The sequence below is a fragment of the Candidatus Marimicrobium litorale genome (assembly GCF_026262645.1).
Lineage (GTDB): Bacteria > Pseudomonadota > Gammaproteobacteria > Pseudomonadales > Halieaceae > Marimicrobium > Marimicrobium litorale.
The window spans coordinates 744,889-767,898 of record NZ_SHNO01000001.1 but is presented as its reverse complement, the minus strand read 5'-3'; the positions used below and the strand labels follow the sequence as shown (position 1 = coordinate 767,898).

The window sequence follows — 23,010 nt, the reverse complement described above, 5'->3', positions numbered from 1 at the left end:
TTATATACTTGCGGCGCTTTTAAACAGACATGGAAATACTGCTATCAAGCAGGCAGAGACGAGAGGATACCGCCGTGGAACGTGAATCGATGGAATTTGACGTGGTAATCGTTGGTGCCGGTCCCGCGGGGCTCGGTACGGCCTGTCGTCTGATGCAGCTAGCGCAGGAAAACGAGAAAGAAATTAGCGTTTGTCTCGTCGAGAAAGGCTCCGAGGTCGGCGCGCACATATTATCTGGTGCGGTGATGGACCCTCGAGCCATGGCCGAGCTCTTCCCAGACTGGAAGGAGCGAGGAGCTCCCCTGAACGTTCCTGTGAGCGAGGATCAGGTACTGTTTATGACCAGCGACAAAGGCGCTGCAAGCATTCCTCTGATGCTTGCGCCGGGCTTCCATAACGATGGAAACTATGTAATCAGTCTTGGCAATGTTTGCCGCTGGCTTGCAGAACAGGCTGAAACCATGGGTGTCGAGGTATACCCGGGGTTTGCCGCGTCAGAGATTCTTTATCACGATGATGGAAGCGTAAAAGGTATCGCGACTGGCGACATGGGTATCGCTGCCGATGGCAGCCACAGGGACTCCTACATGCCCGGAATGGAGCTTCATGCGAAATACACGGTATTCGCTGAAGGCTGTCGCGGACATCTCGGGAAGCAGCTTATAAAGAAGTTCGAGCTGGACAAGGGCTGTGACCCGCAGCATTACGGTCTCGGCTTCAAAGAAATTTGGGATATTGAGCCCGCCAAACACAAGGAAGGGCTGGTCGTTCACACTACCGGGTGGCCTGCGGCAAAAGGCACAGCATCCGGCTCCTATCTCTACCACAGTGATAACAACCAGATCGCTATTGGCTACGTGGTGCCATTGAGTTACGACAATCCTCATCTCTCGCCTTTTGATGAATTTCAGCAATGGAAGCAGCACCCGAAAATTCGCCACTACCTTGAAGGCGGCACACGGATCTCCTACGGCGCGCGCGCACTCGTTAAAGGTGGCCCCAAGTCTCGCCCCAAGATGAGCTTTCCCGGTGGCCTGCTGGTTGGGGATGACGCAGGAACCCTCAACTTCGCCAGAATCAAGGGCACGCACACCGCACTGAAATCCGGCACTCTGGCTGCCGAGACGCTCTATGAAGCGCTCGCGGATGGCGCCGAGGGGAAAAGTGATCTCAACGCCTACGCCAAACGCTTCGACACGTCATGGCTCAATGATGAACTGCACAAGTGGCGTAACTTCGGTGCCTACCTGCACAAGTTTGGGACCTTTATCGGACCAGCGCTGGCATTCATTGATCAGGGTATCTTCAAGGGCAAGTTGCCTATTACCCTGAGCGATCCGATTCCAGATTACGAGTGCCTGAAGCCAGCTGCTGAGATGCCAAAAATCGATTACCCCAAGCCTGACGGGAAAATTAGTTTCGACAAACTATCTTCAGTATTTCTCTCCAATACCAACCACGAGGAGGACCAGCCGTGCCACCTCACGCTAATCGATCCGGAAATACCTATCTCCCGTAACCTTCCTCTTTATGATGAGCCTGCCCAGCGCTACTGCCCCGCTGGCGTGTACGAGATTGTAGAAGAAGAATCGGGGCCACGCTTTCAGATCAACGCCCAGAACTGCGTGCATTGCAAAACCTGTGACATCAAAGATCCATCGCAAAATATCGTATGGGTAACGCCTGAAGGGTTTGGTGGCCCAAACTACCCCAACATGTAGAGATCCTGCCCCAGCCCGTTTTATTACCTGTTCCTGGTCGCGTGTCTAGGCGTCGCGGCCTACTGCAGCGGTATTCGCAGCTCGAAATGTCCGGAACGCAACACGGCATGATGTTGTTCCACATCTGCCATCTCGATGAGGCGATACCATGCGGCTCGATTGCTCAGGGCCGTCAAGCCATGCGGTATGGTGATCGTGACCGCACCGGCAACGTCGTCGAAATGCAATGGATGCTCCGTTGACACGGTCCACTGTCTATCGATGTTGAGGGTTGCGACCAGCACCCGCTCACCGCCCTCCTCTGACCAGTCAAAATCGGTAACAATCAGGGGATGTGACTCTACCTGAATACGCCACTTTTCATGCGGTGATACGAGGTAATAATTGCCATCCTCTTCTCTTCTCAAGATACTGGCAAATAGCTTCACTAATGCGTTGCGCTTGATTACGCTGCCCTCGTGAAACCAGGTACCATCGCTCGCTATACGAATAGCAATATTACCGCTGAGCGGTGGATGCCAAAGATGCAATGGGGGTGACTCGTAATCGCGCGTCTTGCCAATTTGGCTCTCGAGAGAATCAAGGGCATCATTCATACGCAAACCTCTGGTATCGATGTTCTGGCTAGGCTATAACTGTAGCAATAATCGCAAAGAATTTAGTAAAAACCATGATGAAATGGATAAGCAATGCAGTCGTCAACTGGTTGAAACATAAACGACCGCTGCCACGCACACCCCTCAGCGATTTTGAACGCGTACGTCATGAGATAAAGCCCTGTGATGTCATTCTCGTCGAAGGCCGTTCACGAGTTAGCGATGTGATTAAGCTTATCACCCAGAGCAACTGGTCGCATGCTTTCATGTATATCGGACGACTGCATGATATCGAGGATCCGCAGCTAAGAGAGCGGCTAGGAAAGCACTACACTGGAAATCCCGACAAGCAGTTAATTATCGAAAGCGAGCTTGGCATGGGTACTGTTGTGCGGCCACTAACCGTTTATGAGGGGGAACATTTACGTATCTGCCGACCGCGAGGGCTAGGCTTTAGTGACAGTCAAAAAGTGGTGTCGCACGTAATAAGTCGACTCGGAGACGATTACAACGTTCGGCAAATATTCGACTTGGCCAGGTTCCTCTTTCCCTGGACAGTTATGCCAAGGAAATGGCGATCCAGTCTGTTCAGCAAACGACCCGGAGAAAACACACAGACCGTCTGTTCTACTATGATTGCCGAAGCGTTCGGACACATCCAGTTCCCGCTGTTACCGCTGGTTAAGCGCGAGGCCGGCAGCGGCTTTCAGCTTTATATGCGCAACCCCAAGCTCTGCACGCCCAGCGATTTCGATTACTCTCCTTACTTTGATATTATCAAATATCCGTTTTTGGATTTCCATCAACAGTCGGATCAGCGCCTGCTTCCGTGGCAAGGAGCATCAGCGCTTAGCGCGGAGGAGCGAGAGATGTATATCAATATCCCGGAGGACCTCAAGACGTTGAACGACGATACACAGTGAAGTGCTCAGACCCATCGAAAAATAACGATATAACTTCCATTAATCGGTTGCTCATCGCAGTCAGGACGCACAATCGCCAATCAGGCGCACATTGATTACGCCTTCCAACTGATGCATTTTATTTAGCACGGCCTTTGAAGGCTGGTTGCCAATATCGATCAGGTTGTACGCGACTTCGTCGCGGCTCTTGTTCAACATATCGATTACATTAATATTCTCGTCAGCCAGTATGGACAGCACACTGCCTAGAATTTTAGGAACGTTCTCATTTGTGAGCGAAAGCCTGCAGCCGCTCACACGATCTAGCTGCAGAGTAGGAAAGTTAACTGAATTACGAATATTTCCATTCTCAAGAAAATCAACCAGTTGATCAGCCGCCATGATGGCACAGTTATCTTCGGCCTCCTCAGTACTCGCGCCAATATGGGGCATCAAGACGACATCATTTCTACCGATTAACGCAGGAGAGGGAAAGTCTGCGATGTACTTGCGCAACAAGCCGCTGTCCAGCGCATCAATCACTGAAGGCTCATCGACGATTTCCTGACGAGCGAAATTTAGCAAACATGCACCGCTTCGCATGGTCTTCAATAATTCCGCATTAACAAGACCACGAGTGGAGTCCAGCACTGGGAGATGCAAACTGACATAGTCACACTTAGAGAATAGCGCCGCTAGATTATCCGCCCTTCGCACTCTGCTGGACAAGCGCCAGGCCGCCTCAACGGACAGCGCCGGATCGAAACCAACTACGTCCATGCCGAGCGTCAAACCCATTTCCGCTACCATCGACCCTATGGCGCCAAGCCCTACTACACCCAAGGTCTTGCCCACCAGCTCACTTCCCTTGAACTGTTTCTTCTGCGCCTCCAGTGTTTTGTTCAATTCGGCGCCGTCATTCATATCCCCTAACGACTCGACGTAGCCGATGCCCTCTACAATGCCCCTCGAGCCCAGCAACAAGCCTGTAGCGACTAATTCCTTAACGGCGTTAGCGTTAGCGCCTGGCGAATTGAATACGGGTATGCCGCGAGCAGTGCAGGCGTCAACCGGAATATTATTTACACCCGCCCCTGCCCTGCCTATCGCTAGGACAGACTCTGGTATTTCCGCCTCTAGCAGTTTATGGCTTCTCAGCAGAATCGCGTGCGGTTCAGCGAATTCACTCGCGATTTCATACGTTTTACGTGGCAGGCGCTCCAACCCTTTCATGGAGATCTGGTTCAGCGTCAAAATCTGTTTTGCCATGTGATCCTCTGGTCGGCCTATTTACAGCGCGGTAATTTCAGCATTATTTCGGAGTTGGCGTTGAAACTCTCGAAAAACCACCCCCCCCTGCTCATTAGTCAACATCTGACCCAATTGCGTGCGTTCGGCTTCTGGTAGCATCGCAAGTTTGCCGGGCTCAACCCGTTGTAATTCGATAACCACGGCATTACCAACCGGTGATATAAAAAAATCGACCGTGGCAGAGGCACCTGAAGGTGCCGCCATCTGAAACGCATGGGAAAGAACATCCACAGGAGCGGCGCTATTTTTACGGTCTACACCAAGCTCTATAAGCACCTCGTAGCCAAGGGCCTGTGCCACGTCAGAGACTGTTTCCCCTTCTCTCAATAACTTCAGACTGGCACTAGCCTGCCGCGTCATCTCAGCGATTGCTTTTTCCCGCTGAACTGCGACAAGAATCTGATCGCGAAACGTATCCACGGGCAGTAGTTGTGGTAAATCGTGCTTGCGCACCCGCAGCACAACAAACCGTCCGCCTGATAGCTCGAAGACCTCGCTGTTATGCCCAGCCACCAATACATCATCCGAGAAGGCGGCTTCATTAAGTGCGGCGCTGGCAAACAGACTGTCGGCGTCACCACGAATGACCCCTTCCTCTCGCAGAACCTGTAAGTCAAGATCAGCGGCCGGACCTTCCAGGTCTTCCGCATTGAAAGAAAGATCGCGCAATGTTTCCACCGTTCGGAGTAGTTCCGAGCGAGCGTCCTCCCCCGATACACGCTCCTCCAACTCGGCACGCATTTCCTCAAACGTTGTGACTTTTGCTGCCTTACGCTCCGTTACCAGCAGCAGATGGGTGCCAGCTGACGTTTCAACAGGCTCCGAGACAAACCCTGGCTCCAGAGCGGCGATAGCTGCTTCCATATTATCGGGAAACATCGCACCACTGGTATAGCCAAGATCACCACCGCGATCCGCCGATCCCACATCGTCGGAAATATCCTCGGCTAACACCGCAAAAGCCTCTCCTTTCGCCAATCGATCCTGCGCATCCTCGACGCGCTGCAGCAGCTCAGCTTCGCCACTGTCTTGAAATAAAATATGGGAGACGCGGCTCTCGTCCTGTAGCACTGCATCCTCCAGGCCCAGCTCATAGGCTTCTCTTAAAACACTCTCTTCAACGGATTGGCGAAAATCATCGATTTCAAGCTCGATATAGTCGACGTCTACGGACTCCTTCGTGCGAAACAGCGTCTCGTTGGCGGCGTAGTAACTTTCAATTTCTGCTTCAGAGACGGCTTCTGCGTCGCCGATCGCTTCACCCGGAATAGTGAAGTAACTAAAATCGCGCTGTTCAGCCAAGATACTCGCAGAGATATCCATCTCCGCCTGTGTAACAAATTCGCTGCCAGCCAATCCCGCGCTCATCTGATTGATTAATAAATCATTGCGTAGCAATAACTTGTAGGAGCCGGGAGAGTATCCAGCCTGCGAAATCATCATCTTGTAACGCTCAGGCGAGAATACTCCGTCGACCTGAAACTGCTCCATATCGGCAACGATCGACCCGATCTCTGGCTCAGAGATGGCAAGTTGCATCGACTCAGCTGCTTGCACCAACAATTTGCGGTTGATGAGCTCATCCAGTGCGCGTGGCTCTATACGACTCCTTTCCAGCATCGATGGATCAAGCTGATCGCCGAACCTTGAAATCAATCGCTGCTGCTGAGCTAATACAGCCTGATTTAACTCATTCGGGGATACGGGCTCGCCGTTCACCTCTGCAACTGCGTTGCCACCGCCATCCACTAAAATGGATTGAATCCCGAAGAACGCAAACGAAATTACAATCAAGCCAATAATAATTTTTGCCGTGGTGCCCTTAGTAGACTGACGAATACTTTGTAACATAGCTATCTCTCGCTAAAACTAAAAAAAAAGCGCACGGGAGTGCGCCTTTTCTTGCCCGTCCGCAGGGATACCGGAGAACCAGCTCAGCCCGCGGGTAGGGGTGCCCTTACATCAGTGATGTCAGGAATTTACCGAATCTTTCAATGCTTTCCCTGCTTTGAAACTCGCAACTGTCGAGGCCTTAATTTCAATAGCCGCTCCCGTCTGAGGATTGCGACCGGTGCGCGCACTGCGTTCTTTTACCGAAAAGGTGCCAAATCCAACCAGGGAAACCTGCTCCTTCGCTTTTAACTGATTAGTGATTGTGTCAAGCACTGCGTCCAGTGCACGGCCAGCGGACGCTTTGGGCAAATCAGCTGCTTCAGCTATTTGGTCGATTAGTTCCGTTTTATTCATATTCTTCCCCTCGAAGATTATTACCGCAGAAGTGGTATGTTGCTTCTTACTAGTAGTGATACCTCTCTTTAAGTATCACGGGTGACGGCATTAATCCAGCCCTAGCCGCCGTTTTTTGGCCAATAGAACGCCGGATTGCACGTCCTCCTGACTAATCCGGCCCCCGGTTGCCCGGTCCTGAAACTGTATACTACAGCGCGATCACCGGTCAATAATAGGGGCCCGCGTTAGTGTGTATTTATTCGGTTTGCACCGTCAGCGTCACCGTCTCCTCCCGCCATACTACCGTCCAGAAACGCTTCGTCGCTAAGTGGCTCTGGCATCGACTCAAGGGCTAGTGCAAGCACCTCATCGATCCACTTAACCGGGCATATTTTCAAGTGCTCTTTTATATTATCCGGCACTTCTTTCAGGTCTCTTTCATTCTCTTTAGGAATGAGAACAGTCTTTATACCGCCGCGCCGTGCAGCCAATAATTTCTCTTTAAGACCACCGATGGGCAGAACCTCGCCGCGAAGCGTAATTTCGCCAGTCATCGCCACTTCGGACAATACGGGAATCCCTGTAAGGACAGACACCAGCGCGGTGCACATAGCAACGCCAGCGCTTGGACCATCCTTTGGCGTCGCTCCTTCCGGCACGTGAATGTGAACATCGTGCTTTTCGTGATAATGCGCGGGAATGCCAAGCATTTGCGAACGACTTCGAACCACGGTTGTTGCGGCCTGAATCGACTCCTGCATGACATCGCCCAGGGAGCCAGTTTGCACATGACGTCCTTTACCAGGCACTGACACCGATTCGATAGTAAGTAACTCCCCACCTACAGATGTCCATGCAAGCCCGGTCACCTGGCCAATCTTGTTTGTCTCCTCTGCAATACCGTAGTTGTACTTGCGTACGCCGAGTAGGTCAGCCAGTATCACCGGAGTGACTGCCTGACCGGCAGGTGCTTCGTCTACCGTGAGTGATTTGACCATCTTGCGACAGACCTTGGCGATCTCCCTCTCCAGCGCTCGGACCCCAGCCTCTCGTGTGTAGTAGCGAATGATATCGAGTACTGAGTCTTCCGGAAGGCTGATTTCGCCTGCTTTCAAACCGTTCAGCTTTAATTGCTTGGGCACAAGATACCGCTCAGCGATGTTGAGCTTCTCATCCTCTGTGTAGCCAGGAATACGTATCACTTCCATCCGGTCCAGCAGTGGCGCAGGGATATTCATTGTATTTGACGTACAAATGAACATTACATCCGACAGGTCATAATCAACCTCCAGGTAGTGATCGTTAAATGCGTGATTCTGCTCCGGATCCAAAACTTCCAACATAGCTGATGCAGGATCTCCACGATGGTCCATTCCCATTTTGTCGATTTCATCCAACAGGAATAGCGGGTTTTTGACCTCTGCCTTGGACATCTTTTGCAATAATTTGCCCGGCATAGAGCCGATGTAGGTTCGACGGTGTCCGCGTATTTCGGCTTCGTCACGCACGCCCCCGAGGGCCATGCGTACAAATTTTCGGTTAGTAGCCCTTGCCAGTGATTCTCCCAGTGACGTTTTGCCAACACCTGGCGGGCCGACAAGGCACAGGACCGGGCCCTTAACCTTGCGCACTCGCTTCTGCACGGCAAGGTATTCGAGAATCCTATCTTTAACCTCTTCGAGACCGTAGTGATCTTCATCTAGAATTGCTGCCGCACGCTTTAAATCGTGCTTAACCTTGCTGCGCTTGGCCCAGGGTACACTGACCATCCAGTCGATATAGCTGCGCACCACCGAGGCCTCGGCTGACATGGGCGACATCATTTTGAGCTTATTCAATTCGGCTAAACTTTTGCTCTTTGCCTCATCCGGCATTTTCGCTTGCTCGATACGCTCCTGCAGCTCATCCATCTCATTGGGTGCCTCGTCCATATCCCCCAACTCACGCTGAATGGCCTTCATTTGCTCATTGAGGTAGTACTCGCGTTGGCTTTTTTCCATTTGCTTCTTGACTCGCCCGCGGATACGTTTTTCAACCTGGAACAGGTCAATTTCAGCATCCATTAGGCTCGTCAGGTGCTCGAGCCTCGCCCGAATACCAGACATCTCCAGAATGCTCTGCTTCTCCTCCAGGGACACGCTCATGTGGGCGGCGATAGTATCGGCCAGGCGCCCCGGTTCATCGATGCCGGTTAAAGAAGTGAGCACTTCCGCAGGCACTTTCTTGCTTAGATTTACATATTTCTCAAATTGAGTGATGGTCGAGCGCAGCAGGGTTTCAGACTCCGCGCCAGAGATTTCCTCATTGAGGATTTCCCGCACGCCCGCCAGCAGAAATGCACCTTCTTCTTCCACGCTGTCGACAACGGCTCGATAACTGCCCTCAACGAGAACTTTTATCGTTCCATCGGGCAATTTCAACAGCTGTAAAATGTTTGACACCGTCCCCACTTGGTAAATACCGTCTGCAGAGGGATTGTCGTCGGCGGGGTTACGTTGCGCAACCAGAAGCACCTGCTTGCTGTCTGCCATGGCGTCCTCGAGAGCCTCTATAGACTTTTCTCGCCCAACAAAAAGTGGCAGAACCATATGGGGGTAAACCACCACATCGCGCAGCGGCAATAGAGGTAACGTTATAAGCGAGGAAGAACCCATAAAAATCTCCGGGCTGTGGAATCCAATTAATCTAGATTCTTGATATGGAGGCGCTAACCCAATAATTCAAGGGGCCGTGCGCCTACTGAGAGTATTTTACAGAGCGAAGAACGCCTCGAGAGAGACTCGTTATTCGTCTGTAGACGCTACCCGGGCCGCCGGTTCGCTGTTCTGGAACACGAGCAGAGGTTCTGAATCTCCGCGTATCACCGATTCGTCGATAACGACCTTGCCAACGTCATCCAGAGAAGGAATGTTGTACATGGACTCCAACAAAACACCCTCTAAAATAGAGCGCAACCCGCGGGCCCCGGTCTTGCGTTCCATGCCCTTCTCGGCAATAGCGCGCAGCCCATCCTCCCGAAAATCGACTTCCACACCTTCCATCTCAAACAGCTTGCTGTACTGCTTGGTCAGGGAGTTTTTAGGCTCTGTCAATATTTTGACCAGTGCGTCAACATCGAGCTCTTCCAGCGTCGCTATGACCGGCAGTCGCCCAACGAACTCAGGTATCAGGCCATAGTGAACCAGATCTTCAGGCTCCAGTCTCGACAGTAGCTCTCCGAGATTTCGCTTCTCGTCTTTGCTCTTGACCTCAGCGCTGAACCCAATGCCACCCTTTTCAGAGCGATCGCGAATGACTTTTTCCAGGCCGGCAAACGCACCGCCGCAGATAAAAAGAATGTTGGAAGTATCGACCTGCAGAAATTCCTGCTGGGGATGCTTTCGCCCACCCTGCGGTGGTACCGACGCAATTGTCCCCTCAATGAGCTTGAGCAGGGCTTGCTGGACACCTTCACCGGAGACATCGCGAGTAATTGAGGGGTTGTCCGATTTACGAGAAATCTTGTCTATTTCATCAATGTAAACAATGCCTACCTGCGCCTTGTCGACGTCGTAGTCGCATTTCTGCAGCAGCTTCTGAATGATGTTTTCTACATCTTCGCCGACGTACCCGGCTTCTGTCAGCGTGGTGGCATCGGCTATCGTAAACGGCACGTCAAGCAGTCGCGCGAGGGTTTCCGCGAGCAGCGTTTTGCCACTGCCGGTCGGACCCACGAGCAGTATGTTGCTCTTTCCAAGCTCCACATCATCTCGATCTTTGCCGTGGCGCAAACGCTTGTAATGATTGTAGACGGCGACAGCGAGTACCTTCTTGGCGCGCTGCTGCCCAATCACATAGTCATCGAGGATACCCTTGATCTCCTGCGGAACCGGGAGATGATCCTGGCTTTCACTGCTGGCGCCTTCCTGCACCTCTTCACGAATGATGTCGTTGCATAGATCGACACACTCGTCGCAAATAAACACAGAAGGCCCTGCAATCAGCTTGCGCACCTCGTGCTGGCTTTTGCCGCAGAAAGAGCAATACAGCAGCTTGCTGCCATCGTCCCCTGAACTGGTGGTGTTTTCACTCATCCGAACGCCCTACGCCCCGCTATATATGCACATTTCGTTACTATGCCACCCCAAGATGATGTTTCTGGGCGGCTTTTGCAAGTCCCAAAGGGAACTAAATCACGTTATTCCCAGTTTTTCTAGGACGAGGCGCTTGATGCGTCTTCATCGGGTGATGTATCTGGCACCCGGCTGTTAATGACCTCGTCTACGAGGCCGTACTCCTTGCTCTGCTGCGCATCCATAAAACGATCGCGCTCTGTGTCGCGCTCTATCGCGTCGAGAGCTTGACCAGTATGCGCCGCCATAAGTTCGTTGAGTCGCTTTCTGATAATCAATATTTCCCTCGCCTGGATATCGATATCTGTGGCTTGTCCCTGCGCTCCACCGCTTGGTTGGTGAATCATGGTCCTCGCGTTGGGCAGGCAGTAGCGCTTGCCGGGGGCTCCGCCGCCAAGTAGAAAGGCACCCATCGATGCGGCTTGACCGATACACATGGTGCTTACGTCCGGCTTTATAAATTGCATTGTGTCATATATTGATAAGCCCGCTGTGACCGAACCGCCCGGAGAATTGATGTACAGATGTATGTCTTTGTCGGGGTTCTCCGACTCGAGAAAGAGCAACTGTGCCACGATCAAATTCGCCATATGATCCTCGACAGTGCCCACGGCAAAGATAACTCGCTCCTTCAGCAGACGCGAGTAGATATCGTAGGAGCGCTCACCCCGCGAGGTCTGCTCTACCACCATGGGCACCAGGCCCAGGCTCTTGACCGTATCCATCTGAGAATCGTTGTGCGTTGCCATGCGTTAAATCCCTGCTGTGGTGTGTCGTGGTTAAACTAACGTCCAGTTTAGCGGCTGACCGCTTCCTGGTAATCACATGCCTTCTCCGTGATAGTGGCATCCTCGAGCAGCTTATCTACAATCATATCCTCCACTACCTTCGACTCTACCGCAGAAAGTTGTTCTTGGTTGGAATAATAATATTCTATGACCTCTTCAGGCTTGTCGTAAGTAGCCGCAAGCGCTTCAATCTCCGCTCTTACCTTGTCTGCGTCCGCTTTCAGATTATGCCTTGTGACAAACTCCGAGAGCAGCAACCCGAGCCGAACCCTGCGCACCGCATTCTCTTCAAACATGGTGTCGGGCAAGAGAGAATTCAAGTCCATGTCCTGTTGGCCAGCACCACCAAACTGCTGAAACATTTGTTGCCGCAATGCGGTGATTTCTTGGTCTATCAAGCCCTGTGGCAACTCCAAACCGTCGTGCGCGCTAACTACTGCATCCATCACTTGTTGCTTAACCTTTGACTGTACGACATTGGCGAGCTCACGGTTCATATTTGCTTCGATTTCTGCGCGAAACTTTTTCTCGTCGCCGCCTTCAACGCCATACTTAGAAAACAACTCATCATCCACGGGCGCAGGCACCAACTCTTTCACCGCGTTGAGTGTGACCACAAACTCAACCGCGGCGCCCTTCAGATCGTCGTTGTGGTAATCCTCAGGAAATGTCAGCTGGAGCGTCTGCTCTTCGCCGGGCTTCATGCCCACGATTCCATCCTCAAAGCCCGGAATCATGCTGCCCGAGCCGAGACTGAGTTCTTGCCCGTCTGCGCTACCTCCATCAAATGACTCACCATCTCGGGTACCGGTATAATCGATAACAACCTTGTCTTCGAGTTTTGCCGCCCTGTCCACCTCAGGCCAAGTGCCCTGCTGCTCGCAAAAAGAACGGATCAGTTGGTCTAGATCGCCCTCGGTAACCTCTGCTATTGGCCGCTCGATTTCGACCCCGGCCATGTCGTTGAATTCGACTTCCGGAAAAATCTCAAACGTCGCTACGTACTGGATGTCCTTGCCCTGCTCGACCGCTTTGGGTTCGAATACAGGCTCTCCTGCCGGACGCAGTTTCTCCTGCATAACCGCTTCACGAAATGACTGACTGACAACCTCGCCCAATACCTCTTGCCGAACGTTGGCCCCGAAGCGCTGGTGCATCACTTTCATGGGCACCTTGCCGGGACGAAAACCAGGCAAACGGACATTTTTTGCCGCTTTTTTCAGCCGGTTGACCACCTCTCCGTCAACCTGCTCGGCAGGCACGCCAACGGTCAATCGCCGCTCGAGGCTCGACGTTGTTTCGACTGTAACCTGCATAGAAATTCCTCTTAAAACCTTCGTGTATTAACGACCGGATTTGCCAGTTCACGGCCATAACAACCAAAAAACGGCAAACGAACTACCAGTATTATCAATGTGGTGCGGAAGGAGAGACTCGAACTCTCACACCTTGCGGCACTGGAACCTAAATCCAGCGCGTCTACCAATTCCGCCACTTCCGCAAAACGACTTTGCCAGGAGGGCTAAAAAAGCGCGCTCCAGGCACCCTAAAATGTTGATTTTAATTGATTTTTATAGCCAAAAAATAATCAACCAAGCTCGGGGTCAAGGGCGCGAATCTTGCCATAAACCCCACTCGCTTTCAACCGCTCCCGGAGGGTTGAAAGCCGCGCAACCGCTGGAGAAATCAGCTTTTGCGTCTAGCCGGTCAAACAGGCCGGATCGAATACATAGTCCCCGCGCAACCAGCCAGCAATCTCCAGCGCGGCCTGACCCGGGCATGCGGCGTACTCATCGGCCAGATCCCGACACACGGATTCTTCCAACCCGACGCGACCTTGCGTCTGAAACAACGACTTATCGCGTGACAGTTTTTTCCAAACGTGCGCCCCCAGAACGTCACGGAGCGCATTTTCAGTTAGCCCCGAGAGTCCGTATAAGTCCGCCAGCCCGTTCAGCGCAGGCAGGGACAATAAACCCTGATTCATAGGGTTGCAGAGATGCCCCGTCAACGATTCCCGCAAGGCAGGGCCGCGCTGCGCCAATGCATCCGTATAGAGATAATCACAACGCTTAGCCCCGTCGTTAACCGGGTAATTATCCCAGAGCATAACCCGCCTACCTAACTGGTCACTTATGCGGCGGATGTCCGCTGCAGAGATCGCAGTGGAGCACACCTCGTTACCTGTCCAGAAAACGTCAACGTCCGCCGGTAGTTCAGCACCCAGGTCCGACCAGTAATTGACCGGCATTTTGCCAAAATAGGTTTGCAAGACCGGGTCAAATGAGTAGTAAGTCGGACAAATAATGATACGGGTACCAGCCGACCAGCGGCACACGTCCGCGACGATTTCTGCCTGCCGCGAGGCAAGACTGGCGAGATCCCCAGGCATGTCATCAAACAAAATAGCCAGTAGCGGCGTCTCCAGCTCTCCGAGCTGATCGACTTTTACTCGCAGTTGCTCGCGTTCGAACGCACCATAGCGCCGGTACAGTTCCATGGGCGAGAGCCCGACCCCCCAGTTAAGCGACTTTTTGCGGTAGGCAGCCGCTACCGACTTTAAGTCTCGCCACTGCTCATCAGGCCAAACAGACGACCACTCCTTGCGCAGATAAACGTCCTCTTTCGGGCAGTAGATGCAGGTATTCATACCCGCGAGGGAGAGGTAGCCTGCGTAGGCAATGCGCGTCTCTGTGGTCCAAGCGCGGCCATAAAAGCCTTCGACGATCCCAGTTAAAAACTGATCACTAGCAGGCACGCTGCCCCCTTGCATCTATAAAACGATAAAAAAATATCTGGATATAGCTAAATGATATTAAAATAGGGCCAAAATATGTGGAAAATTACCAATTATTAGCGATACTGAATTGTGACTGTCTATCCCCTAGATTAATCGGGCGGTCACAGGAGCATACCCGTGCTCCAATATTGGAAGCAATTCCTTTATGTTTCACTCCTAATGGTCTTGTTGGGTCCCTTTCGGGACCCATTTTTTTATGCGTGATAAAAACGCCATGGAAAGTGATAGATTTGCACCCGAGGCCGCACCTGGCGACCGCTGTGTAGGACTACATCGTATGGGTCGGACGGTCTGAGGTCAGTGATCCCGCCAAATGATTTTCAATCTTGGCATTCGCAACTGCATCCTGTTCGCTGAATTGAACCCCTATCCCCGCAGTGCGGTTGCCTTGGGCACCACGCGGTGTCACCCAGATTACCCTACCGGAAATCGGCATTTTCTCGCCCTCATCCATGAGGGTGAGCAACATGAAGACTTCGTCGCCAATGTCATAGGCCTTGTTAGTGGGAACAAACAATCCGCCATTTTTGAGAAAGGGCATGTAAGCGGAATACAACACCGCCTTGTCTTTGATTGTTAACGACAAAATCCCGTTGCGATTATTTTGTCTGGCATCACTCATGGGCTGGCATCTCCAGATGGCCACGACATGATATCACCATGTCCGAGGCCGCCCAACTCTCTGCGAATTTTTAACAAAGTTGTCTCTATCAGCAATTGCTTACCTGGGTTGGAGCCTGCGCTGACAGCCCGACGCAAACGCTGCATTTCCTCAAGGATCCCAAATGCCGCGCGTCCCGAGCGCGATTTCAACAGGGTAAGGGGCAGCGATCCGACCAGAGATTGCAGACTCTCGATGAGATCATCAAGGAAGACGTCAGGACCGTGTTGCTCCCACAATGGCGAGGCCTCTGTCACTTCTATCTGCCCCGCTATCACTGCGTTTAATAATTCGCGTCTGCCAACCATGGCGTCCGCGCGCCCCTCGACGAACAACTGCTGTGCATCCAATGGGCGGCCATTTGCGAGTCGAAACAGCTTTTCACTGGTCGAGCGCTCTCCGGTGATGACATCGAGCCATTCGAGGGCCGCACTTCCGTTAGGGCGCGCCAACTGCCAATGTCGGCATCGTGAGCGAATGGTCGCCGGCACCCCTAGCATACGGCCGCAGACCAACAGCCAGTAGGTGTCGTCCGCCGGCTCTTCGAGCGTTTTGAGAAGTGAGTTGTAAGCGCTGAGGCTCATATTGTCTGCAGGGCTGACAACGATGACTTTGCGTGGGCCAAAGCTAGAAGTCAGTGTCGCGAACTGAACCGCCTCGCGAATCTGCCCAACCTTGATGAATCGGCTTTTCTCCTCTGGTTCGAGCCAATTAAAATCTCCGTGTGAACCTCTCGCGCTGAGCATGCACGCCTGGCACTCGCCGCAGTTGAAAGTGCCCGTGGGACTGGCGCACAACAGCATACGTGCCAGCGCGAGCGCCAGACGAGACACACCACAGCCATGCTCGCCGGCGAATAACAGCGCATGGGGCAATTGCTCTGCGGCGACCTGACTGGACAACTGTTCCCACACAGGCGCGTGCCAAGGCAAGGGCGTGCTAACCTCGGGGAGGTCGACTAGCGCCACTACAGCGCGCCCCGTGATCGCGCAGCTTCAACAATCTGCACCGCAACCGTCTCGAGTGACTCTTTTACTGTTGCCAAGGGCTGGCTGGCATCAATGACGCGAAAACGTTCACCGTCCTGTGCGGCTCGTGCCAGATAATTCTCTCGCACCGCGTCAAAGAAATTATTAGATTCACGCTCAAACCGGTCAAGCTCGCCGCGGTCCTTCGCCCGGGCCATCCCTACCGAGACCGGGGCGTCGAAAAGAATGGTGGCATTCGGACGCAACGCGCCCTGCACCAGAGTTTCAAGGAGGCTAACCGCAGCAGGATCAATTCCCCGACCTCCACATTGATAGGCATAGGTGGCATCGGTAAATCGATCACACAGCACCCATCGGCCCTTTTCAAGCGCCGGCTCTATAACCTCCCGCAGGTGCTGGGCGCGGGCCGCAAAAATCAGCAATAGTTCGGCCATATCGTCCATCGATTCCTGCTGCACCTCGAGCAATAAATTTCGAACACGCTCGCCAAAGCGTGTACCCCCTGGCTCACGCGTCACAATAAGATCGACCCCTTGCTCAAGCAAATATTGCTCCAGGTAGTCCATACCGGTTGTTTTGCCAACCCCCTCGCCTCCTTCCAAGGTGATAAATAGCCCCTTCGCAGCCATACTATTGTGATACCTCTGGTGATGATCGGTAATCCCTGCGACGCCTTAACTGGTAGTCGCGAACCGCGCGATTGTGCTGACTCAACGTGTCGCTGAACACATGTCCCCCATCTCCTCGTGCAACAAAATACAATGCATTGCCAGGCTCAGGGTTGAGCGCCGCTAAAATAGACTCGCGCCCGGGTAAAGCTATTGGAGTGGGTGGCAAACCCCGAATAACATAAGTGTTGTAGGGGTTACCACCGTCGGTCAAGTGCACTCTGCGCAGGTTGCCATCGAATTCGCGGCCCAGCCCGTAAATCACCGTCGGATCTGTTTGCAACAGCATACCTCGCCTCATTCTTCGCGCAAAGACACCGGAGATATCCCCGCGTTCCGAAGGCAGGCCTGTCTCCCGTTCAATGATCGAGGCCATAATCAAGGCCTCGTAAGGCGTTGTTACCGCGCTGTCTTGCGCGCGCCGAGCCCATGCCTCCTGCAGTGTCTGGTGCATCTGCGTATAAGCGCGCTGTAAAATACTCCAATCTGTATCACCGCGGACATAGCGGTAGCTATCGGGGAAAAACAGTCCTTCCGGTGAGGCGTGAGGACTGGCCAGCGACAACAGGCGCTCATCGTTTACGCCTTCTAGGACAGTCTCGAGGGCCTCCGCCCCAGCCAGTATCTCCAGCGCCGCCGCCAAGGTAATACCCTCGGGGAGGGTCACCTGATATTCAATAACCCGGCCTCTTTGTAAAAACAGTAAAAGAGTTTTTCCTGTCAGCTCACGAGGCAGCTGATACTCGCCCCGCTTAATTTCCGCATCGAGACCAGACCAGCGGCCATACGCTATTAGCAGTAAAGGATGCGGTACCACGCCAGCAGTGTTCAGATCACGCACGACCGAGCGCAGCGAATCGCCCTGTTCAATAGTCAGCGGGAAGCCTCCCGCAGGAACAGCGAGAGGCAGCTCCCAACGACGCTGCAACTCCGTTGCAACGAGCACCGCCGTGAGCAAAGCGAGCAGAACGCTGGCAATTAACCAGCGCATGAATTTATCTCCCGGATGTACTCCTCGAAGAGCGCCTGGCAAACGGGGTATGTCTCCCAGCTAGCGGAACCCAGCGCCTTCACCGGTCTTAAACCTTGCAGGCTATTGGTGAAAAATACCTCATCGCAGCTGAAAAAAACCTCCAGGTCAACGCGCGCTTCTCGTATATCAAGACCAAGCGCCGGCGCCAGTTGCTCTATAACCAGCCGGCGTCGGGTTCCGTGAATTGGGCAGACGGCAAGCGGAGGCGTCAATAATTCTCCGCCAACGACCAGAAACAAGTTCCCGGCGGCTACCGAAACCACCTGTCCGGAATGGTCGAGCAGCACGCTTTCATCCGCCTGCGCCTGCCGAGCCTGCGTAGCAGCGATTACTTGCTCCAGACGATTGAGGTGTTTTACGCCCGCTAGGAAGGGCTCGGACGACAGCCGCAGATCGGCAAGCACCAGTGCGGCAGGTTGCGGCATTTGACGACAGTCGTGCTGTAGGGGCGAAACAGTAATAATGATCCTCGGCGTAACCTGCGCAGGTGCTGCGTAGCCCCTCTCCCCCGCTCCGCGCGTTACGGTAATTCGCAATGCGGCCCACGGCCAACCTCGACTCACAATGTCTGCGCAAACCAAGTCCAGATATTGCTCTGCTATCGAGCTGCAATCGGGCAGAGCCAGCGCCCCCAGCCCTAAGCGAAGACGCTCGAGGTGTGCCTGCCTGAAAAGTGCCCTGCCGTTCTCCAGCAAAAGCGTTTCGAAGAGACCATCACCAAAATCCAGGCCTCGATCAGGTAAGGGGAGTGATGAGCCCGGAACACCATCCAACCAGACTGCGATGTTTGATGCCATAGTTGGGCGTCAGCTGACCTGAGAGAACAACAAAGAGCCGTTAGTGCCGCCGAAGCCGAAGGAGTTGGAGAGAGCTCTTTCTATTTTCATCTCCTGCGCTGTGTGAGGGACATAGTTGAGATTACACCCTTCACTAGGCGTATCTAGGTTGATCGTGGGCGGCGCCACCTGATCCCGCAGTGCAAGAATAGTGAAAATAGCCTCGACAGCACCAGCGGCTCCCAAAAGATGTCCTATCATCGACTTGGTGGAACTCACCGCAACCTTTTCAGCCGCGCTTCCAAGCACGCTTTCAAGCGCCCTACTCTCTGCGAGGTCACCCGCAGAGGTAGAGGTGCCATGAGCATTTACATAATGAATCTTGCCGACGTCAATGCCAGCGTCCCGAATCGCATTTCGCATGGAGTCGGCTGCGCCTCTGCCATCCTCGGGAGGTGACGTCATATGATGCGCATCGCCGCTCATTCCAAAGCCGCTCAGTTCAGCATAAATTCTGGCGCCACGGGCTTTGGCAAATTCATATTCTTCCAGTACGATAACGCCCGCGCCGTCGCCGAGCACGAAACCATCGCGATCCTTGTCCCAGGGACGAGAGGCCGCTGCGGGGTCAGCATTGCGGGTAGACAGCGCCCTGGCGGCAGCGAAGCCACCCAGACCAACTGGCGTCGTCGCCATTTCTGCCCCCCCAACCAACATGACGTCCGCATCGCCCTGTGCGATGAGTCGCCCGCCAAGACCGATATTGTGTGTTCCAGAGGTGCAGGCCGTGACGATAGCAAGGTTAGGACCTCGCAGATTGAACTTTACCGACAGGTTACCGGCAATCATGTTAATGATGGAGCCTGGCACGAAGAACGGTGAGATCTTGCGGGGACCGGATTCCTTAATGATCTCGCTGTTCTTCTCGATTTGGCCGATACCGCCTATGCCGGACCCTATTGAGGCTCCAACACGGGGCGCAATTTCCTCGGTTATTTCCAGTCCGCTATCCGCCAGCGCTTGTATGCCGGCCACCATTCCGTACTGAACGAATACGTCCTGCTTTCTCGCTTCCTTCGGGGCCAAATATTCAGAGACATCCAGGTTCCTGACGCTGGCACTGAACTGGGTGCTGAAGGCGGAAACGTCGAACGCCTCAATGGTGGCAGCTCCACTCTTGCCCGCCAGGATGTTTTGCCATGTCTCTTGTACCGTGTTACCAACCGGGGTAACCATACCGAGCCCTGTGACTACTACCCTTCTGCCGTTCAAAAAAATGACTCCCTTACTCGGCGACGCAGTGCAATATCAAATGCAAGAAAAGCCGCTCTACCTGATAGAGACGGCTTCTCTGCTAACGACATTTAGCTCAGGCGAGGTTTGTATTGATATAGTCGATCGCCAACGCCACAGTGGTGATTTTTTCGGCTTCCTCATCGGGAATTTCTGTTTCAAATTCCTCTTCCAGCGCCATAACGAGCTCCACTGTATCGAGGGAGTCCGCACCCAAATCCTCTACAAAGGAAGCACCGGTCTGAACTTCTTCTTCTTTTACGCCAAGTTGCTCAGCCACAATCTTCTTAACGCGCTCTTCAATGCTACTCATTTTGTCTTATACTCCTGAGGTTTTAGTACTGGTTTTCACCCGAATAATACTGCCTGAACGCGAAGTTTACTCTGTTTTTCAAATGAGTAATAAGGTTTTTTTGGCGACGCACGCAGTGCAGTGTTTACTTCTTGATTTTCATAGGCTTATGCCATGTGAAGCCCGCCATTAATGTGCACAGTTTCGCCGCTTATATACGCCGCAGAAGGGCCGCACAAAAAGCTCACCAGTGAAGCAATTTCTTGCGCCTCCCCGAGTCTTCCCAACGGTATTTGTTGCAGTAACATAGCACGCTGCTCCTCTGGCAATTCACGCGTCATATCGGTGTCGATAAATCCAGGCGCGACACAGTTTACGGTAACAGAGCGGGAACCCAACTCTCGTGCCAATGCCCTTGAAAAACCCTCGGCACCGGCCTTGGTTGCCGCGTAATTGCTCTGGCCGGCATTGCCCATCGAACCGATAACAGAAGTGATATTCACGATGCGCCCCCAACGTGCCTTTGTCATGCCCCGCAAGCATGCCTTGCTGACACGGTAGAGTGCACTCAGGTTTGTCTGGATCACGTCGTCCCACTCATCATGCTTCATACGCATCAGTAGGTTGTCGCGAGTAATACCGGCATTGTTTACGAGGATAAGTGGTGCCTGAAAACGCTCCGTGATGGTCTTGACGACTGCAGTAACACTCTCTGCATCGACCACGTCCAGTAACATGCCGCAGCCCCCGTTGGCGCTTTCAGCAAGGTACGATGTAATGGCGTCAGCGCCTTTCTCGCTGGTAGCGGTGCCCACGACCAGATGGCCATCGCCGGCCAGCGCCTCAGCGATCGCCTTACCTATTCCTCTGCTGGCTCCTGTGACCAGTGCTACTTTCCGCTCTTCACTCATCGCAATTTTTCCCGGCTAGGTAATTTCTGAGATAGCAGCAGTCAAGGCATCAGGACGCTCGATCGATGCGACAGTCAAGGACTTATCAATACGTCGCGCTAGTCCGCTCAATACCTTGCCAGGCCCGCACTCCACCAAACGAGTGGTGCCACGATTTATCATAAAACGCATACAGTCTGTCCACTGCACGGGGCTGTAGATCTGCTCTACCAGCACGCTGCGAATTTTTTCAGGGTCGTTCTGAATTTGCGCGTTCACGTTATGGACCACCGGTATCGACGGTATCGCGATAGTAATGTCAGCAATCGCCTGCGCCAGTTGCTCGCCGGCGGGCTTCATTAAACTGGTATGGAATGGCGCGCTCACTGGCAGCGGCAGCGTGCGGGTTGCACCGGCCTTCTTCAATGCCACACAGGCGGCTTCCACGGCAGCGCTATGCCCTGCTATGACTACCTGGCCGGGCGAGTTGTAATTGACTGGGCTAACGCTACCCTCCTCCCCCGTTAACGTTGCACAGATTTCGTTGATCACTGAATCGTCGAGGCCGAGCACGACCGCCATTGCGCCCATGCCCACCGGCACCGCAGTCTGCATAAACTGGCCACGGCGACGAACCAGCGCTACAGCATCTGTGAATGACAGCGCACTCGCGCAAACCAGCGCCGAGAACTCTCCCAGACTATGGCCCGCCATAATGCCCGGCATCACACCGCCCTGCTCCTGCCATGCGCGCCAGAGCGCTACGCTGCAGGTCAAGAGCACCGGCTGGGTGGTCTCGGTGAGATTCAATGCCTCCTGCGGACCGTCCTTGACCAACGCCCACATGTCGTAATGAACAACCTCAGCGGCCTCCTCGAAGGTATCACGTACGGATTCAAACGACGCATACGCGTCGGTCATCATGCCAACTTTCTGGGAGCCCTGTCCCGGAAAAACCAGTGCGAGACTGTCCTGTGTCATCATTACACCACTGTTTTTGCATTAGACATTGTTAACTGACTGCGATTTTTTTTATAGCAAATTCAGGAACGAGGCGCTCGACGCCCACTGCGATTGCAGCTGTACTGACTCTCAGCCGACAGATTTCCACCACGGACTGTTCGGACAGGCAGTAAGCAGAGCGCCGGGAAGGCGGATTACTCGTCGGCGCCCGTTTCGACGACTTTTTTGCCGCGGTAAAATCCGTCAGCAGTGACGTGGTGCCGGCGATGTGATTCGCCAGACGTTTCGTCAACCGACAGAGTCGGGGCCTGCAAACTATCGTGTGACCGGCGCATACCCCTGCGCGAACGTGTCTTTTTACTCTTCTGGACAGCCATTAGCTGAACCTCCTGATGTTTATTTGTCCGACTTCAACTGACCCAAAACGGCGAAAGGATTTGGCTTACTCTCGCCTGCATCCTCAATAGCGTCCGGATCCGCATAAGCCACTGTCGTGCGTTTACAATCATCCGTATCGTGATAGCTGAATGGCTGTCTCGCCAGAATCAGCTCATCCTCCACCAGCTCCCAGAGGTTACTGTTGGTCTCTGTCTCAACCAGCGCGTCCAGATACCGCGGCAACGTTGCCGCTTCTTCGTCAGTCCAGACCACCGCCAGCGAACTATCACAGGAAAGATGCTCAGACATACTGCTCAGACAACGCTGGCACTCCACCTGCACATCAGCCTCTATTGTTACTTCGACGAGGTACCTGCCCACCTCATCGCGAGAGAAGCGCATCTCAACCGCTATTACGCCCTCACTACCCGCCAGCAAGGGTCGAAGCCTAAGCAAGTCGAAGGGCTTTAAAATGCCGCTAACGACCGCTTCTCGGGCTGCTGCCTTACGGACATCGAGGCTGGCCGGAAGGGGCTCAATCAACATAGGCGCGCATCATAGGTGCGGATTGGGCCTTTGTCAAAAAATTCTTTAGAATACAAACAGTT

The 23,010-nt window shown here is 53.4% G+C and carries 22 protein-coding genes and 1 tRNA gene; 2 read left to right on the top strand and 21 right to left on the bottom strand.

Translation table 11 applies throughout. The annotated features are described in order from the left end of the window. Positions 1-74 precede the first annotated feature (74 nt). Complete coding sequence (locus EYC82_RS03560) at positions 75-1,721, top strand: electron transfer flavoprotein-ubiquinone oxidoreductase (protein WP_279248174.1); 1,647 nt, start codon at positions 75-77, stop codon at positions 1,719-1,721. Between the two features lie 59 nt (positions 1,722-1,780). On the opposite strand, the gene EYC82_RS03555 is transcribed toward EYC82_RS03560, so the two are convergent. Continuing rightward, positions 1,781-2,317, bottom strand: a complete 537-nt coding sequence (locus tag EYC82_RS03555; protein WP_279248173.1) for a DUF1285 domain-containing protein — start codon at positions 2,315-2,317, stop codon at positions 1,781-1,783. Between the two features lie 74 nt (positions 2,318-2,391). Here EYC82_RS03555 and EYC82_RS03550 point away from each other — a divergent pair, with 74 nt between their 5' ends. Next, positions 2,392-3,240 carry a hypothetical protein gene (locus tag EYC82_RS03550; RefSeq protein ID WP_279248172.1) on the top strand — a complete coding sequence of 283 codons (849 nt, stop codon included), beginning with the start codon at positions 2,392-2,394 and terminating at the stop codon, positions 3,238-3,240. Positions 3,241-3,300: 60 nt separating this feature from the next. Here EYC82_RS03550 and EYC82_RS03545 read toward each other — a convergent pair whose 3' ends face one another. The 20 genes from EYC82_RS03545 to EYC82_RS03450 form a co-directional block, all read right to left on the bottom strand. Further along, entirely contained in the window at positions 3,301-4,488 is a 1,188-nt protein-coding gene (locus EYC82_RS03545; RefSeq protein ID WP_279248171.1) for a phosphoglycerate dehydrogenase, read from the bottom strand. A 21-nt stretch (positions 4,489-4,509) separates the two neighbouring features. Further along, on the bottom strand, positions 4,510-6,381 hold the full coding sequence (locus EYC82_RS03540; RefSeq protein WP_279248170.1) for a SurA N-terminal domain-containing protein: 1,872 nt from the start codon (positions 6,379-6,381) through the stop codon (positions 4,510-4,512). 120 nt (positions 6,382-6,501) lie between these two features. After that, on the bottom strand, positions 6,502-6,837 hold the full coding sequence (locus tag EYC82_RS03535) for an HU family DNA-binding protein (protein WP_279250645.1): 336 nt from the start codon (positions 6,835-6,837) through the stop codon (positions 6,502-6,504). A 167-nt stretch (positions 6,838-7,004) separates the two neighbouring features. Next, positions 7,005-9,413: an endopeptidase La gene (gene lon, locus EYC82_RS03530; RefSeq protein ID WP_279248169.1), complete on the bottom strand. Its 2,409-nt coding sequence runs from the start codon at positions 9,411-9,413 to the stop codon at positions 7,005-7,007. 129 nt (positions 9,414-9,542) lie between these two features. Beyond that, a complete protein-coding gene (clpX, locus tag EYC82_RS03525; protein ID WP_279248168.1) occupies positions 9,543-10,832 on the bottom strand; it encodes an ATP-dependent Clp protease ATP-binding subunit ClpX in 1,290 nt (429 codons plus the stop codon). Positions 10,833-10,951: 119 nt separating this feature from the next. Continuing rightward, a complete protein-coding gene (clpP, locus tag EYC82_RS03520; protein WP_279248167.1) occupies positions 10,952-11,620 on the bottom strand; it encodes an ATP-dependent Clp endopeptidase proteolytic subunit ClpP in 669 nt (222 codons plus the stop codon). 47 nt (positions 11,621-11,667) lie between these two features. Then, positions 11,668-12,975, bottom strand: coding sequence for a trigger factor (tig, locus tag EYC82_RS03515; protein WP_279248166.1), 1,308 nt, complete (start codon positions 12,973-12,975; stop codon positions 11,668-11,670). A 100-nt stretch (positions 12,976-13,075) separates the two neighbouring features. Next, positions 13,076-13,160: transfer RNA gene (locus EYC82_RS03510), tRNA-Leu, on the bottom strand. 198 nt (positions 13,161-13,358) lie between these two features. After that, complete coding sequence (locus EYC82_RS03505) at positions 13,359-14,417, bottom strand: beta-N-acetylglucosaminidase domain-containing protein (RefSeq protein ID WP_279248165.1); 1,059 nt, start codon at positions 14,415-14,417, stop codon at positions 13,359-13,361. A 310-nt stretch (positions 14,418-14,727) separates the two neighbouring features. Then, positions 14,728-15,081 (bottom strand): PilZ domain-containing protein, encoded by a 354-nt coding sequence (locus tag EYC82_RS03500; RefSeq protein ID WP_279248164.1) that lies wholly within the window; start codon positions 15,079-15,081, stop codon positions 14,728-14,730. Next, entirely contained in the window at positions 15,078-16,088 is a 1,011-nt protein-coding gene (locus EYC82_RS03495; protein WP_279248163.1) for a hypothetical protein, read from the bottom strand. Before EYC82_RS03495 ends, EYC82_RS03500 begins: the two co-directional genes overlap by 4 nt. Beyond that, a complete protein-coding gene (gene tmk / locus EYC82_RS03490; RefSeq protein ID WP_279248162.1) occupies positions 16,088-16,738 on the bottom strand; it encodes a dTMP kinase in 651 nt (216 codons plus the stop codon). Before tmk ends, EYC82_RS03495 begins: the two co-directional genes overlap by 1 nt. A gap of 1 nt (position 16,739) precedes the next feature. Further along, a complete protein-coding gene (gene mltG, locus EYC82_RS03485) occupies positions 16,740-17,768 on the bottom strand; it encodes an endolytic transglycosylase MltG (protein WP_279248161.1) in 1,029 nt (342 codons plus the stop codon). Then, a complete protein-coding gene (gene pabC / locus EYC82_RS03480) occupies positions 17,756-18,607 on the bottom strand; it encodes an aminodeoxychorismate lyase (protein ID WP_279248160.1) in 852 nt (283 codons plus the stop codon). The genes mltG and pabC overlap by 13 nt, the downstream gene beginning before the upstream one ends. Positions 18,608-18,616: 9 nt before the next feature. Further along, the gene (gene fabF, locus EYC82_RS03475) at positions 18,617-19,858 is read right to left on the bottom strand and encodes a beta-ketoacyl-ACP synthase II (protein ID WP_279248159.1); all 1,242 of its coding nucleotides are present in this window, start codon (positions 19,856-19,858) and stop codon (positions 18,617-18,619) included. Between the two features lie 97 nt (positions 19,859-19,955). Further along, positions 19,956-20,192: an acyl carrier protein gene (gene acpP, locus EYC82_RS03470; protein WP_279248158.1), complete on the bottom strand. Its 237-nt coding sequence runs from the start codon at positions 20,190-20,192 to the stop codon at positions 19,956-19,958. Between the two features lie 146 nt (positions 20,193-20,338). Next, the gene (fabG, locus tag EYC82_RS03465; RefSeq protein ID WP_279248157.1) at positions 20,339-21,082 is read right to left on the bottom strand and encodes a 3-oxoacyl-ACP reductase FabG; all 744 of its coding nucleotides are present in this window, start codon (positions 21,080-21,082) and stop codon (positions 20,339-20,341) included. 15 nt (positions 21,083-21,097) lie between these two features. Then, complete coding sequence (fabD, locus tag EYC82_RS03460) at positions 21,098-22,042, bottom strand: ACP S-malonyltransferase (protein WP_279248156.1); 945 nt, start codon at positions 22,040-22,042, stop codon at positions 21,098-21,100. A gap of 176 nt (positions 22,043-22,218) precedes the next feature. Beyond that, complete coding sequence (gene rpmF, locus EYC82_RS03455; protein WP_279248155.1) at positions 22,219-22,401, bottom strand: 50S ribosomal protein L32; 183 nt, start codon at positions 22,399-22,401, stop codon at positions 22,219-22,221. A gap of 19 nt (positions 22,402-22,420) precedes the next feature. Continuing rightward, entirely contained in the window at positions 22,421-22,948 is a 528-nt protein-coding gene (locus EYC82_RS03450) for a YceD family protein (protein ID WP_279248154.1), read from the bottom strand. Positions 22,949-23,010 lie beyond the last annotated feature (62 nt).

Bases quoted from the DNA above. Each gene is read 5' to 3' on its own strand.
- fabD (WP_279248156.1), bottom strand. From the start codon at position 22,042: ATGACACAGGACAGTCTCGCACTGGTTTTTCCGGGACAGGGCTCCCAG.
- fabG (WP_279248157.1), bottom strand. From the start codon at position 21,082: ATGAGTGAAGAGCGGAAAGTAGCACTGGTCACAGGAGCCAGCAGAGGA.
- EYC82_RS03545 (WP_279248171.1), bottom strand. From the start codon at position 4,488: ATGGCAAAACAGATTTTGACGCTGAACCAGATCTCCATGAAAGGGTTG.
- clpX (WP_279248168.1), bottom strand. From the start codon at position 10,832: ATGAGTGAAAACACCACCAGTTCAGGGGACGATGGCAGCAAGCTGCTG.
- tmk (WP_279248162.1), bottom strand. From the start codon at position 16,738: ATGGCTGCGAAGGGGCTATTTATCACCTTGGAAGGAGGCGAGGGGGTT.
- EYC82_RS03555 (WP_279248173.1), bottom strand. From the start codon at position 2,317: ATGAATGATGCCCTTGATTCTCTCGAGAGCCAAATTGGCAAGACGCGC.
- EYC82_RS03550 (WP_279248172.1), top strand. From the start codon at position 2,392: ATGATGAAATGGATAAGCAATGCAGTCGTCAACTGGTTGAAACATAAA.
- EYC82_RS03540 (WP_279248170.1), bottom strand. From the start codon at position 6,381: ATGTTACAAAGTATTCGTCAGTCTACTAAGGGCACCACGGCAAAAATT.
- pabC (WP_279248160.1), bottom strand. From the start codon at position 18,607: ATGGCATCAAACATCGCAGTCTGGTTGGATGGTGTTCCGGGCTCATCA.
- clpP (WP_279248167.1), bottom strand. From the start codon at position 11,620: ATGGCAACGCACAACGATTCTCAGATGGATACGGTCAAGAGCCTGGGC.
- EYC82_RS03450 (WP_279248154.1), bottom strand. From the start codon at position 22,948: ATGTTGATTGAGCCCCTTCCGGCCAGCCTCGATGTCCGTAAGGCAGCA.
- acpP (WP_279248158.1), bottom strand. From the start codon at position 20,192: ATGAGTAGCATTGAAGAGCGCGTTAAGAAGATTGTGGCTGAGCAACTT.
- lon (WP_279248169.1), bottom strand. From the start codon at position 9,413: ATGGGTTCTTCCTCGCTTATAACGTTACCTCTATTGCCGCTGCGCGAT.
- mltG (WP_279248161.1), bottom strand. From the start codon at position 17,768: ATGCGCTGGTTAATTGCCAGCGTTCTGCTCGCTTTGCTCACGGCGGTG.
- tig (WP_279248166.1), bottom strand. From the start codon at position 12,975: ATGCAGGTTACAGTCGAAACAACGTCGAGCCTCGAGCGGCGATTGACC.
- EYC82_RS03500 (WP_279248164.1), bottom strand. From the start codon at position 15,081: ATGAGTGATGCCAGACAAAATAATCGCAACGGGATTTTGTCGTTAACA.
- rpmF (WP_279248155.1), bottom strand. From the start codon at position 22,401: ATGGCTGTCCAGAAGAGTAAAAAGACACGTTCGCGCAGGGGTATGCGC.